A 12312-nucleotide genomic window follows, 5' to 3' on the forward strand; every position below is an offset into this window, starting at 1 on the left:
GGGTCCGGTGATCCCCACCGAACCTGACTATCACTGTCGGTTGCCACGCTTTAAAGCGGCGGTCGCCTGATTTGTTGTCAGACGCCGCTCTTTTTCTTGTCAGCCATTGCTCGGGTCAGGCAGCGCGGTGCTGGCGCCGAGCTTGTTCAGGAAGAACAGATACACCAGGCCCAAAGCGATCCAGATCAGGCCGAGTTTCTGCGCATCGACGCCCATGTTGTACATGATGGCGGCGACGATGATGAAGCCGATCACCGGGCAGATCAGATGGCGCACGACCTGACCGGACTTCTGCCGACGCCAGTAGTAGTTAATCACTGTCAGGTGCAGCAGCATGAAGCCGCTGAGGGCACCGAAGTTGACCAGCGAGGTCAGGGTGTCGACCGAATTGATGAACAGGTAGCAGATCACCAGCGACAGCACCGCCACCAGATAAATGCTCAGGTACGGGGTGTTGTGCTTCGGGTGCACCTTGGCCAGCACTTTCGGCAACTTGCCATCGCGGGCCATGCCGAACAGCAGACGCGACACCGCGGCTTGCGAGGTGATCGCCACCGCAACGCCCCAAGCCAGCGCCGTGGCCACACCGGTCAGGGTTGCCAGCCAGCTGCCGGCCGCGATTTCGGCGATTTCATAGAACGCGGTGTCGGCGGACTTGAAGCCCATGCCGGCGGCCAGATCGGTGGCGATCCAGGTCTGCACGACGAAAATCACGCCCATCACCACCAGAGTGATCAGCGCTGCGCGGCCGACGCTTTTGCCCGGATCGCCCTTGATTTCTTCGGCGAGGGTCGAGATCGCGTCGAAGCCAAGGAACGACAGCACGGCAATCGACACGGCTTGCATCAGCAGGGCGAAGTCGAACGTTTTCGGGTGATACAGCGGCGCCAGGGTCAGCTCGCCGTTGCCGCCGCCGTTGTGCAGGGCGTTCCAGGCGTAGAACAGGAAGATTCCCAGTACCACCAGCTGTGCCAGCAGGAAGATGATGTTCATCCGCGCGGTAAAGGTGATGCCGCGCAGGTTGACGAACGTCGCGCTGACCAGGAACGCCAGAATGAAACCGACCTTCGGAATGTCCGGGTACAGATGGTTCAGGGCCATGGCCGCGTAGACGTACAGCAGCGGTGGAATCAGCAGGTAGTCGAGCAGCATCAGCCAGCCGGCGATGAAACCGACGTGTTGATTGAGGCCGCGTTGCGCGTAGGAATATACCGAACCGGCGATCGGAAACGCCTTGGCCATGCTGCCGTAGCTCAGCGCGGTGAACAGCATCGCGACCATGCCGATGATATAAGCCAGCGGCACCATCCCGGGTGCCTCGGCATTCACGTAGCCATACACGCCAAACGGGGCGATGGGGATCATGAAGATCATCCCGTACACCACCAGGTCGGTCAGTGTCAGGCTACGTTTCAACTCCTGTTTGTAGCCGAACTCTTCTATTTCCATGAAGCGCAACTCCTTGTCAGCCTATCCAGCGTTTTAGTTGTTATGTCGATCCATCGTTACAGCGTCAGCAGTCTTGCAGCATTCTTTACAGCAGCGGCGCCAGGCGCCCGGCCCACAGCGATACCGCCTCCGGGGTGCGCAGCAGATCGTTGCGCACCTCGATCAACACCGATTCCAGCCCCCGGGCATCGCCGTGCACCGGCACGGTCATGTCGCCCAGCGGATCAACCCGGTACGGCTGGTTGCCCGCGACTTTCAGCGGGTGCTGGCCGAGGCCGTCTATCACCCGTTGCGCATAGGCGCCGGCCTGACCGAACAGCACGCCGACTTCCAGCGGGCGCGGCTGGCCGTAATACACCGGGGTAAAACTGTGAATCCCGACTACCCGTACTGCCTGGCCTTGCGCAACGCGCTGGTCGATCAGGGTCTGCAGCCGGGCGTGAAACGGTTTGAACAGGGTCTGGCGCCGGTATTCGCGAGTGGCTTCGTCCAGCTCGCGGTTACCCGGCACCTGATAAATCTCGCTCTGCGCCGGAATGCTGTCGGGGGCATGCCGGGGCCGATTGAGGTCGATCAGCAGCCGTGAATAGTTGGCGCTCAACAGTGTCGCGCCGAGTGTCTCCGAGAGCTTTTCAGCCAGTTGCAGTGCGCCGATGTCCCAGGCGATGTGTTCGCGCGCGGCTGCATCGTCCAGGCCCAGATTGTTCAGGGCCTCGGGGATGTAGCGGCTGGCGTGCTCGCACACCAGGATCACCGGATGCGATGAATCTTCGCGGCTCAGGTTGTAGACCGGGCGGGTGTACAACCCCAGCTCGGCGGATTCAGTACAGGCGTGCATAGTGCTCACACAGGTCAGCGGGCGAGAGCTGTTCCGTCAGCGCCAGTTCCTCGGTTTTAAGGGCGTGGTAAGTGTCGAGCAACGGCTTGGGCAGCCATTGATTGAAGGCTGCACTGTCACGCAGGCAATCCAGCGCCTGGGCCAGCGAGGCGGGCAGGGCAACGATGCCCCGAGCCTTGCGTTGCTCGTCGTTGAGTGAATCGGGAATTTCATCGGTGATCGCGTTCAGCGCCAGACGCTGTTCGATGCCCAGCCGTCCGGCGATCAGCAGCGCGGCCATCGCCAGGTGCGGCGAGGCGGTGGCGTCCATGGCGCGGAATTCCAGGTTGTACTGCGTCGCCACCGATTTGCCGCCCAGGCTCACGGTCGGGCAGATGCGCAGCGCCGCTTCCCGGTTCTGCTGCCCCAGACACGCGTACGACGCGCTCCAGTGGTGCGGCTGCAGGCGTTCGTACGACACCGGCGTCGGCGCGGTGAACGCACACAGCGCCGGCAGGTAATGCAGGATCCCTGCGGCCCAATGCTGGCCGAGGGTCGACAGACCGTTGCTGGCGCCGGCGTCGTAAAGCAGCGGCAGACCTTGCAGGTCGAGCAGGCTGACGTGCAGGTGCACACCGTTGCACACCGCGTCGGCCTTGGTTTTTGGCGCGAAGCTGACGTCGACGCCCATTTGCCGGGCGATTTCGCGGGTGATCTCGCGCACGTTGACCGCACGATCCGCCGCCGCCACGCCGAGGGTCGGCCGGCAGGTGATTTCGTATTGGTGCTTGCCGTATTCGGGCAGGAACATTTCCGGCTCGACACCGCCGGCGCGCAGGGCGCTGAGCAGCCAGCCGCCGAACTCTGCACCCTGACGCTGGGCTTCAAGGGAAAACGCCAGGTGTTCGGCGAAGCCGGCATGCAGGTTGAATTCGTGTTCGAACGCCGCGTTGACCTGCAAGCCGAGGTCGTCGCGGTAGCGCTCGATTTCGTCGCGCAACAGCGTGCGCGGGCAAGCGCTCCACGGCCGGCCATCGGTCTCGCGGATGTCGCCATGGATGAAGTCCAGCGCCGGTGCTGCGGCGTCCGGGCCATTACCGACCGTCACGCGGCTGCTCAAATCCGGAATCAACCGCAAATCGCCGTACGCGCCCCATGGGTTGGTCGAGGCGATGATGTCCTGCGGGGTCAACGCGCTATTGGCCGGCACCCAGCCGCAGCCGGCGGCTTGATAATGCTCCAGCTGATCGGTGGGAAACGAGCGGCCACGGGTGATGCCGATCAGGTCGGTGGTGACGATGGTGGTCATCGGCAACGGCGTCAGGCGCTCGCTCATGGACGCACCTCCTGCAAGCGGCCGAGCACGGTTTGCGTGTCGGTGATCCAGCAGTAGCCCTTGATCGCGTTCAGGCAGGCGTCATGCCGCGCCGGGGTGTAGGTGGCGCAGGCGTCTTCGACCAGTGTTACCAGATAGCCACGGTCGGCGGCATCCCGCACGGCCATGTCGACGCACTGATCGGTGACGATGCCGGCGATGATCAGGTGGCGGGTTTCGAGGTTGCGCAGCACGTAATCGATGTTGGTCGAGTTGAACACCCCAGACGAGGTTTTCGGCAGGACGATCTCGTTTTCCACCGGGGTCAGGTCATCAATGATCCGCGCCTGGGTGCTGCCCTTGGGCAGGTGCATGTCCGACAGTTTGTGATCCAGCGAGCGGTCGCGACCGTCGGCGGTCAGGCTTTCGATAATCGTGTGCAACACGTTCTGCCGCGCTTCGCGAAAGGCACTGAGCAAACGGCGCTGGTTGGGCACAACCTGCATGTGCGCGCGGGTCAGGAAATACTCGGCATCCGGGCCGTTCAGGTGCGGGTCGAACTGCGGTTCGAGCCAGGCACGCTGCATGTCCACCAGCAGCAACGCGGTGTGGTCGATGACGAACGGCAAATCCCGCGGCGAGCGGTGGGGAAGACTGAACATCCTTATTTATCCTCCAGCAGATGGGTGTTGAAGTCGTTGCGCAGGGCGTCGATGCCTTCCAGGCGATCGGCCAGATCGGGGCTGCGCAGGGTCAGGCAGGCAATCAGCGCCTCGACCTGGGCCAGCGCCGGCACCATGGTGTCGAACGGCGAGGCCGATTCCACCGGAGCACTGATGATCAGGTCAGCCAATTCGCGCAGCGGCGAGGCATAGATGTCGGTGAACAGCACCACCCGCGCGTTGTTGTTCTTCGCCGCCGAGGCAACCCGCAGGGCCTGGGACTGGTAGCGCCGATAGTCAAACAGCAGCACTACGTCCTGGCGTTGCAGATCGAACAGGCGGTCGGGCAGTTGCGCGTTGTCTTCCAGGGCAAAGCAGCCGGGTCGCAGCAGGCGCAAGTGATTGAGCAGGTAGTTGGCCATCAGGCTGCTGAAGCGCCCGCCGAAGCAGTAGATCTGGTGCCGGGTGTCGAGCAGCCAGTCAAGCAGAATGCGCACGTCTTCAGGTTGCGTCAGGGCCTGGGTTTCCACCATCAGGCGTTGGCTGTCGGCCAGATAATGGCCCCAGGCATCATCCTTGTTCAGGTGCGAACGGGGCTGCAACAGGGTGCGCGGCGAACGCAGGCGGTGATCCATGTCGCTGAGCAGGGCGTCCTGAAACTCGGCATAACCGCCGAATCCGAGCTTCTTCACCAGCCGTACGATGGTCGGATCACTGACGCCGGCGTGCTCGGCCAGACGCGCCATCGGACCCAGGCCATTGCGTGGATACTGGTCGAGCAGGGCGCGAATCACTTTGCGCTCAGACGGCGTCAGCTCCAGGCCGGGATCGGTGATCAAGTCTCTGAGAGGCGGCATCCGGGCTCCTGCTGGATGGAGGGAGGGGTGTTGAATTCATTTCATAATCCGTTAAAACAGTATTTATGTAACTCAGGTTACATGTCTAGTGAATTTTTAGCGGTAGCGATTCAGCGTTTAAATAACCTGAGAGCCATGTGCAACAAGGCCTACACAGTCGTCGCCGATCCTTGTAGTCCATTGCCCATCGGCGTGTCAGACATTGCCGTTTTTTCGCCTTCAACATGTCAGGCCAGAAATTCCCGGGATCCCCTGCAACGCCCGGTTTACGGCACAATTGCCGCAAGACCGGCCGTTTGCCGCAGATTTACCGGATGTCCATCGAGTGCAATACCGTGCAATCCACCCGTTTGACTTTGATTTGCCACGCTCGAACCGTCGCACAGAAATTGTCGCGTTTTCCTACGAACGAGCCTGTTGAACATCTGCCATTGGCGCCCGGTGCGTTGGCCACACAATTCGCCAGCGCCAACCGTGTGTTGTGCGGGCCGGAATTGCGCACCCGCCAGACTGCCGAATGGTTCGGTGCGGCGCCGCAAGTGGACGAAGCGCTGCGCGATTGCGATTGGGGGCGCTGGCACGGGCAAGCGATCAAGGATTTGCAACGGCGCGAGGCCGAGGCTTTGCAGGCGTGGATCAGTGATCCGCAGGCTGCACCCCATGGTGGCGAGTCGGTAAGGCAATTGGGCGAGCGTGTGGCGGCGTGGCTGGCCAGCCTGCAAGGTGCGCCGGGGCATATCGTCGCCATCACCCATCCGTTTGTGGTGCGCGCAGCATTACTGCAGGTGCTGCAGGGCGCAGCGTTCAACGCGATTGATGTTGAACCGTTGTCAGTTGTTGAACTGCGGTTCAACGGTATCTGGCGGCTACGCTTGTCGGGTATCGATCTTGCGGGAGCACTGTGATGAAACAACTGCTGGTCATCGGCATCGGCGCCGGAAATCCCGACTACATCACGATGCAGGCGGTAAAAGCGCTGAATCAGGTCGACGTGTTCTTTCTGCTGGATAAAGGCCAGAGCAAGGACAAATTGATTGATCTGCGACGGGAAATCTGCGCGCGCTACATCACCGATCCTGTGTATCGCTTCGTCGAAGCCCACAGCCCGGAGCGCGAGCGCGGCGACGTGGACTACACCCGCGCGGTCGATGACCTGAACCGCGCCAAGCAAGAAACCTTCGAGCGGCTGATCAATGAAGAATTGGCTGACAACGAATGCGGCGGTTTCCTCGTGTGGGGCGACCCGGCGCTGTACGACAGCACGATTCGTATCCTGCAGGCGATTCTGGCGTCAGGCCGCTGTGCTTTCGAGTTTGAAGTGATCCCCGGAATTACCAGCGTTCAGGCGTTGGCGGCGCAGCATAAGGTGCCGCTGAACAGCATTGGCCGGTCAATCGAAATTACCACGGGCCGGCGTCTGGCGGCGGGGCAGGTGAGTGACACGGACAGCCTGGTGGTGATGCTCGATGCTGAAGATTCCTACCACCATGTGGCGGATCAGCAGACCGAGATTTACTGGGGCGCTTACCTCGGCACGCCGGATGAGATTCTGATCAGTGGCAAGCTCAAGGATGTGGCAGCCGAGATCGAGCGGGTGCGCAAGGCTGCCCGGGCTGAGCATGGGTGGATCATGGATACCTATCTGTTGCGCAAGCCTTGATTTGTAGGTTGTCGGTGCAGGCCTCATCGCGGGCAAGCCCGGCTCCCACAGGTTTCTGAGTTGAAACAAGGTGGTGTGTACGACGCAAAGCCTGTGGGAGCTGGCTTGCCAGCGATGGCGTCCGGAAATTCATCTCAGGAAATCGCTTTGAGCCCACGCCCAAACCGCTCTCGATACACCGACGGCGGCACCCCGACCACGCTGCGAAACGCCACGCGAAAACTTTCCACCGAGCGATAACCGCAGCGCAGTGCAATCTGCTCGGTGTTGTGCATGCTGCTCTCCAGTAACTCCCGCGCCCGGGCCAGTCGCTCGTGTTGCAGCCACGCCTTGGGCGATTGCCCGCTGGCCTCGGTGAAACGGCGCAGAAAGGTCCGCTCGCTCATCGCCGCTTCGCTGGCCAGATCGCGCACTTCCAGTGGTTGGTGCAGGCGTTCGCGGGCCCACTGCATCACCCGCGACAAGTCGTTGCGGGGTGTCGCGCTGACTGGCATGGGGATGAATTGCGCCTGGCCGCCAGTGCGTTGCGGCGACATCACCAGGCGCCGGGCCACTGAATTGGCGACCTGGGTGCCAAAGTCCCGCGCCAGCAGATGCAGGCAGGCATCGATCCCGGCGGCGCTGCCCGCCGAGGTGATCAACTGGCCGGAGTCGACGTAAAGCACATCCGGATCCACCGCAATCGTCGGGAAGCGCCGCGCCAGTTCCTCGGTGTAGCGCCAGTGCGTGGTCGCGCCGTGACCGTCGAGCAAGCCACTGGCGGCCAGCACAAACACCCCGGAGCAGATCGACAGCAACCGCGCACCCTGGGCATGGGCCTGTCGCAAGGCGTCGATCAATGCCGGCGGCACCGGGGCCGCGCGGTCACGCCAACCGGGAATGATGATGGTGCGCGCCTGCGCCAACAGCTCCAGACCGCCGTCGGCCAGTACGTGAATCCCGCCCATGGCGCGCATCGGCCCTTGATCGACGGCGACGATGCGGTGCTCGTACCACGGGAAATCGAACTCCGGCCGGGGCAGGCCGAAAATCTCCACGGCGATGCCGAACTCGAAGGTACAGAGGCCGTCGTAGGCCAGAATCGCAACCAATCCAAGTGAGTCAGGCATTTGGCGGAAAATTCCCGGTGAGTGTCTTGCGCGCCACTGTAGCGCCAAGTGTCGGCCCGATAAAGTCTGCTCACACCCCAACAGATGAAGGAGCCACACAACATGACCAGCCTGGTTCGCGATATTCCTGCCGCACCGTCGGCGATTGCCCTGATGCATTTCAGCAACCGTCTGACGTTTGAAACCGATTGTTCTGACGTGTACAGCAGCCAGGAGGCCGGTGAAGTCGATTTTGTTCTGGTCGATGTGCGCGGTCGTTTGGCGTTCGAGCGCGGTCACGTGCCGGGCGCGATCAACCTTCCGACCCGCTCGCTGACCGCCGAAGGCCTGGCGGAGTATCCGACGAGCACGTTGTTCGTGGTCTATTGCGCCGGCCCGCACTGCAACGGCGCCAACAAGGCTGCGGTGAAACTGGCGGCGTTGGGTTACCCGGTCAAGGAGATGATTGGCGGTGTGACCGGCTGGCTGGATGAAGGCTTCAGCTTGAGTGCTACTCAAACCGCCAAGGCGCCTATTGGATGTGAATGCTGAATGCTTTTGTAGGAGCTGCCGCAGGCTGCGATCTTTTGACTTTTAAAGAGCAAAAGATCGCAGCCTGCGGCAGCTCCTACACGGGTGATTTTTGTGATTTTTGAGGATTTGTCCTACAGCTTTTGCACCATGTCGGCGCAGCGTTGATCCCGGTCAACGCGTGCGCCGATTTTCTGTAAGTATTTGTCGCCTAAACACAATTTGCCCTGTGCGCGCCGCCATAGACTGCCGGCCACGTCGGTTTTTGCCGCTAATTGGCCATGACCGAACGCCCAATCGAAAGCTGCCAATAAAAGCCTCCGCACACAGGAGTAATAAATGAAGAAGCTAGTGATGTTCGGTGCCCTGGCACTGTCGATGCTGTCCCTGACCGCTGTGGCCGAAGACGCCAAACCGATTCGTCTGGGGATCGAAGCCGCTTACCCGCCATTCTCGATGAAAACCGCTGACGGCAAACTCACCGGGTTCGACGTCGATATCGGCGATGCCCTGTGCAAACAGATGGACGTCAAATGCGTGTGGGTCGAGCAGGAGTTCGACGGCCTGATCCCGGCGCTGAAAGTGAAGAAGATCGACGCGATCCTGTCCTCGATGACCATCACCGACGACCGCAAGAAAAACGTCGATTTCACCATCAAGTACTACCACACCCCGGCGCGTTTCGTGATGAAGGAAGGCTCGGGCATCACTGATCCGCTGACCCAGCTCAAGGGCAAGAAGGTCGGCGTGCTGCGCGCCAGTACCCACGACCGTTATGCCACCGACATGGCCAAAGACGCCGGGTTTGAAGTGGTGCGCTATGGCTCGCAACAGGAAGCCAACCTGGATATGAAGTCCGGTCGTCTCGACGCGATGCTGGCCGACTCGGTCAACCTCAGCGACGGTTTCCTGAAGACCGATGCCGGTAAAGGCTTCGAATTCGTCGGCCCGACTTACGAAGACGCCAAGTACTTCGGCGGCGGTGCCGGGATTGCCGTACGTAAAGGCGATACCGAGCTGGCGGAGAAATTCAATAAGGCCATCACCGAAATCCGCGCCAATGGCGAGTACAAGAAAGTCCAGGACAAGTACTTCGACTTTGACGTGTACGGCCATTAATACGCCGTAAAAAAGTGGCCCCGTGCAGACGGTGGCCACTTTTTTTGTGCTCTCTTTCTACCTGATAGAGATTCACTGTGGGAGCGAGCTTGCTCGCGAATGCGGTTTAACATTCAACATCTTTATTGACTGTCAGATTGCATTCGCGAGCAAGCTCGCTCCCACAGGGATCCCATCGATTCAGATCTACCAGACTGCAGGAGTTTTCCCATGCAACGCATCGACCATGTCCTGCCCTGGAGCCATCTGGGCAGCGAACGTTCCCTCAGCGTCTTCCGTTACGGCGCCGGCAGCCGCAAGGTGTATATCCAGGCCAGTCTGCACGCCGACGAACTGCCGGGCATGCGCACCGCGTGGGAACTCAAGCAGCGCCTCAGCGAACTGGAACAGCAGGGACGTCTGCAAGGCGTGATCGAGCTGGTGCCGGTGGCCAACCCGATTGGCCTCGACCAGCATTTGCAAGGCAGCCACATGGGCCGCTTCGAGTTGGGCAGCGGGAAGAATTTCAACCGCTCGTTTGTCGAACTCAGTGCGCCGGTGGCGGCACGCATCGGCGAGCAACTGGGCGGCGATGCCGAGGCCAACATCGCCTTGATCCGCCAGACCATGGGCGAGGTGCTCGATGAGCTGCCGGCCCCGGCCTCGCAACTGGAAGCGCTGCACCGCTTGCTGCTGCGCCATGCCTGCGACGCCGACATCACCCTTGATCTGCATTGCGATTTTGACGCGGCGATTCACATTTACGCACTGCCGCAACACTGGCCGCGCTGGCAATCGCTGGCGGCGCGACTGAAGGCTGGCGTCGCCTTGCTGTGTGAAGACTCCGGTGGCAGTTCGTTCGACGAGTCGTGCTCGTCGCCGTGGCTGCGTCTGGCGCGGGCGTTCCCGAACGCGGCGATTCCTCCGGCGAATCTTGCCACCACCCTGGAACTGGGCAGCATGGGCGACACCCGGGTTGATCAGGCGCAGGCCAATTGTGAAGCGATTCTCGGCTTTCTCGCCGAGCAGGGTTTCATCAGCGGCGAATGGCCGGCGGCACCGCAGGAATGCTGCGAAGGCATGCCGTTCGAAGGCACCGAATATCTGTTCGCGCCGCACCATGGCGTGGTCAGTTTCCTGCGCAATGCCGGGGAATGGGTGGAGAAGGGCGATGCGCTGTTCGAGGTGGTGGACCGTTGAATGACCGCCTCACCACCGTCCGCGCCGGCACCAGCGGCGTGCTGTTTGCGATTGATCGTGGGCGTTACACCCAACCGGGGATCTGGCAGGCCAAGGTGGCAGGGCGTGAGCCGATTCGGGTGGGCAAGCTGATCAACGACTGACAGATCTTCGGTGTTTTTGCTGGCTTCATCGCTGGCAAGCCAGCTCCCACAGTGATCGGTGGTGCTCCCAAAACCCGTGGGAGCTGGCTTGCCAGCGATGGCGGCATCCGCGACACCACACCTTTCAGACAATGTTAGGCTGCCTCCGAACCCGACACTCTGTGAAGGAAAGCTCTATGTTGAAGGCGTTTGCTCTGTTGACCCTCCTGGCGTCCAGCGCCGTTCACGCGCAAACCACGCTGCAAAGCGATTTGCCACTGAAGTACATCGAACAGGTTCACCCGGACGCGAACACCCGGCCGCTGGTGATTTTTCTGCACGGCTACGGCAGTAACGAAGCCGATCTGATCGGTATGAAATTTCAGCTGCCGGCGCAGTACAACTATCTCTCGGTGCAGGCGCCGCTGGCGTTGGGCGAAGGGCGTTTCCAGTGGTTTCGCAAGAAAGGCGAAGGGGCCTACAACGGTGAGACCGATGATCTGCAGGCCAGCGGAAAGAAGTTGCGGGAGTTTGTCGCGCAGGCGGCGCAGAAATATCACGCCAGCCCGGACAAGGTGTACCTGATCGGTTTCAGCCAAGGCGCGATGATGACCTACGAAGTGGGCCTGCGTCCGCCCGTGGCGGTCGGCGGCATTGCAGCGTTGAGCGGACGGCTGTTGCCGGTGTTGAAAACCGAACTCAAGGCGCAGCAGCAACCGCTGCCGCTGCCGCTGCACATCTTCATCGGCCACGGCACTGCCGATGATCGAGTGCCGTACCGCGACGGCACCGAGGCCGATGCGCTGTTGAAAAAGCTCGCCTATAAACCCGAATTTCACGCCTATCCCGGCGTCGGCCACAGCATCAGCGCGGCCGAACTGCGGGACTTGAATGCCTGGCTGCAGCAGCTCAACCCGTGACGATCACTTGTCCTTGAGGATGGTTTTCACCAGCGCATCGTGACCGCTCTTGTCGCTGGCCCGGGAAATCACCTGGACCAGCGCCATGCGTTTGCCGGACGCGGCGAGCAGGGTGGTGTTCAGAGTCTGGCCGCCGCCCTGAGTGGCGGTGCTGTCGACCTGACGCACACCGAGGCCGCTGCTTTTCTGGGTCAGGCTTTTTTCGCTGAGCTTGTTGAAGTCCGGCAGGGCCTTGCGCTGGTCATCGATGAAACTCGCCAGGCTGCCATCGAGAAATTCGTTGTCGTTGTCCTTGACGCTGGTGCCCCCGGCGATCTGGTTTTCCGCGGCGATGACCACGGTTTTGGTCGCCTGATTGGTGTACATCGTGCCCTTGGCACCGGTCGGCCCGGCCGGCAGCGGGTCGGCGGTAAAACCTTTGGGCAGGACGAAGGTGAACTTGCCGTCGAGCATCGACACGCTGTTGGTCGCCGCTTTTTCCTTGGCCTTGGCGGCCTGGGCATTGATGGCGCCGAGACCGGCGACCGCCGCCAGCAACAGGACGACGGCTTTCTTGCTGAGCAATGACATGTAAATCTCCGGAGGGGGTTGGT

At 61.4% G+C, this 12312-nt stretch carries 12 protein-coding genes and 1 pseudogene; 6 read left to right on the forward strand and 7 right to left on the reverse strand.

Annotated elements, in window-relative coordinates; all coding sequences use genetic code 11:
* Positions 1-99: 99 nt before the first annotated feature.
* The 5 genes from ACU680_RS18030 to ACU680_RS18050 form a co-directional block, all read right to left on the reverse strand.
* Positions 100-1449: an APC family permease gene (locus ACU680_RS18030; protein WP_448180147.1), complete on the reverse strand. Its 1350-nt coding sequence runs from the start codon at positions 1447-1449 to the stop codon at positions 100-102.
* Positions 1450-1534: 85 nt separating this feature from the next.
* Positions 1535-2287, reverse strand: a complete 753-nt coding sequence (locus ACU680_RS18035; RefSeq protein ID WP_448180148.1) for an N-formylglutamate amidohydrolase — start codon at positions 2285-2287, stop codon at positions 1535-1537.
* Positions 2271-3602: a type I glutamate--ammonia ligase gene (locus tag ACU680_RS18040; RefSeq protein WP_448180149.1), complete on the reverse strand. Its 1332-nt coding sequence runs from the start codon at positions 3600-3602 to the stop codon at positions 2271-2273. Before ACU680_RS18040 ends, ACU680_RS18035 begins: the two co-directional genes overlap by 17 nt.
* Positions 3599-4243 (reverse strand): cysteine hydrolase family protein, encoded by a 645-nt coding sequence (locus ACU680_RS18045; RefSeq protein ID WP_448180150.1) that lies wholly within the window; start codon positions 4241-4243, stop codon positions 3599-3601. The genes ACU680_RS18040 and ACU680_RS18045 overlap by 4 nt, the downstream gene beginning before the upstream one ends.
* Before the next feature lie 2 nt (positions 4244-4245).
* Positions 4246-5100, reverse strand: coding sequence for a MurR/RpiR family transcriptional regulator (locus ACU680_RS18050; protein WP_007968763.1), 855 nt, complete (start codon positions 5098-5100; stop codon positions 4246-4248).
* A gap of 314 nt (positions 5101-5414) precedes the next feature.
* Between ACU680_RS18050 and ACU680_RS18055 the strand changes: the two genes are divergently transcribed.
* Together ACU680_RS18055 and cobF are read left to right on the forward strand one after the other, a co-directional pair.
* Complete coding sequence (locus ACU680_RS18055; protein ID WP_400762280.1) at positions 5415-6005, forward strand: histidine phosphatase family protein; 591 nt, start codon at positions 5415-5417, stop codon at positions 6003-6005.
* On the forward strand, positions 6005-6760 hold the full coding sequence (gene cobF, locus ACU680_RS18060) for a precorrin-6A synthase (deacetylating) (RefSeq protein WP_448180151.1): 756 nt from the start codon (positions 6005-6007) through the stop codon (positions 6758-6760). The genes ACU680_RS18055 and cobF overlap by 1 nt, the downstream gene beginning before the upstream one ends.
* Before the next feature lie 134 nt (positions 6761-6894).
* Here the strand turns inward: cobF and ftrA are convergent, their stop codons facing one another.
* On the reverse strand, positions 6895-7869 hold the full coding sequence (gene ftrA / locus ACU680_RS18065) for a transcriptional regulator FtrA (RefSeq protein WP_448180152.1): 975 nt from the start codon (positions 7867-7869) through the stop codon (positions 6895-6897).
* Between the two features lie 102 nt (positions 7870-7971).
* Here ftrA and ACU680_RS18070 point away from each other — a divergent pair, with 102 nt between their 5' ends.
* From ACU680_RS18070 to ACU680_RS18085, 4 genes and pseudogenes are all read left to right on the forward strand, one after another.
* Positions 7972-8400 carry a rhodanese-like domain-containing protein gene (locus tag ACU680_RS18070; protein WP_448180153.1) on the forward strand — a complete coding sequence of 143 codons (429 nt, stop codon included), beginning with the start codon at positions 7972-7974 and terminating at the stop codon, positions 8398-8400.
* A 318-nt stretch (positions 8401-8718) separates the two neighbouring features.
* Positions 8719-9498 (forward strand): ABC transporter substrate-binding protein, encoded by a 780-nt coding sequence (locus ACU680_RS18075; RefSeq protein ID WP_007968774.1) that lies wholly within the window; start codon positions 8719-8721, stop codon positions 9496-9498.
* 210 nt (positions 9499-9708) lie between these two features.
* Positions 9709-10820, forward strand: a pseudogene (locus ACU680_RS18080) (succinylglutamate desuccinylase/aspartoacylase family protein).
* A 176-nt stretch (positions 10821-10996) separates the two neighbouring features.
* Positions 10997-11719: an alpha/beta hydrolase gene (locus ACU680_RS18085; protein WP_448180154.1), complete on the forward strand. Its 723-nt coding sequence runs from the start codon at positions 10997-10999 to the stop codon at positions 11717-11719.
* 3 nt (positions 11720-11722) lie between these two features.
* Here ACU680_RS18085 and ACU680_RS18090 read toward each other — a convergent pair whose 3' ends face one another.
* A complete protein-coding gene (locus tag ACU680_RS18090; RefSeq protein WP_367085048.1) occupies positions 11723-12289 on the reverse strand; it encodes a DcrB/PsbP domain-containing protein in 567 nt (188 codons plus the stop codon).
* Positions 12290-12312 lie beyond the last annotated feature (23 nt).

Source organism: Pseudomonas sp. LF020 (genome assembly GCF_053456425.1).

Bases quoted from the DNA above. Each gene is read 5' to 3' on its own strand.
- ACU680_RS18030 (WP_448180147.1), bottom strand. From the start codon at position 1,449: ATGGAAATAGAAGAGTTCGGCTACAAACAGGAGTTGAAACGTAGCCTG.
- ACU680_RS18035 (WP_448180148.1), bottom strand. From the start codon at position 2,287: ATGCACGCCTGTACTGAATCCGCCGAGCTGGGGTTGTACACCCGCCCG.
- ACU680_RS18040 (WP_448180149.1), bottom strand. From the start codon at position 3,602: ATGAGCGAGCGCCTGACGCCGTTGCCGATGACCACCATCGTCACCACC.
- ACU680_RS18045 (WP_448180150.1), bottom strand. From the start codon at position 4,243: ATGTTCAGTCTTCCCCACCGCTCGCCGCGGGATTTGCCGTTCGTCATC.
- ACU680_RS18050 (WP_007968763.1), bottom strand. From the start codon at position 5,100: ATGCCGCCTCTCAGAGACTTGATCACCGATCCCGGCCTGGAGCTGACG.
- ACU680_RS18055 (WP_400762280.1), top strand. From the start codon at position 5,415: ATGTCCATCGAGTGCAATACCGTGCAATCCACCCGTTTGACTTTGATT.
- cobF (WP_448180151.1), top strand. From the start codon at position 6,005: ATGAAACAACTGCTGGTCATCGGCATCGGCGCCGGAAATCCCGACTAC.
- ftrA (WP_448180152.1), bottom strand. From the start codon at position 7,869: ATGCCTGACTCACTTGGATTGGTTGCGATTCTGGCCTACGACGGCCTC.
- ACU680_RS18070 (WP_448180153.1), top strand. From the start codon at position 7,972: ATGACCAGCCTGGTTCGCGATATTCCTGCCGCACCGTCGGCGATTGCC.
- ACU680_RS18075 (WP_007968774.1), top strand. From the start codon at position 8,719: ATGAAGAAGCTAGTGATGTTCGGTGCCCTGGCACTGTCGATGCTGTCC.
- ACU680_RS18085 (WP_448180154.1), top strand. From the start codon at position 10,997: ATGTTGAAGGCGTTTGCTCTGTTGACCCTCCTGGCGTCCAGCGCCGTT.
- ACU680_RS18090 (WP_367085048.1), bottom strand. From the start codon at position 12,289: ATGTCATTGCTCAGCAAGAAAGCCGTCGTCCTGTTGCTGGCGGCGGTC.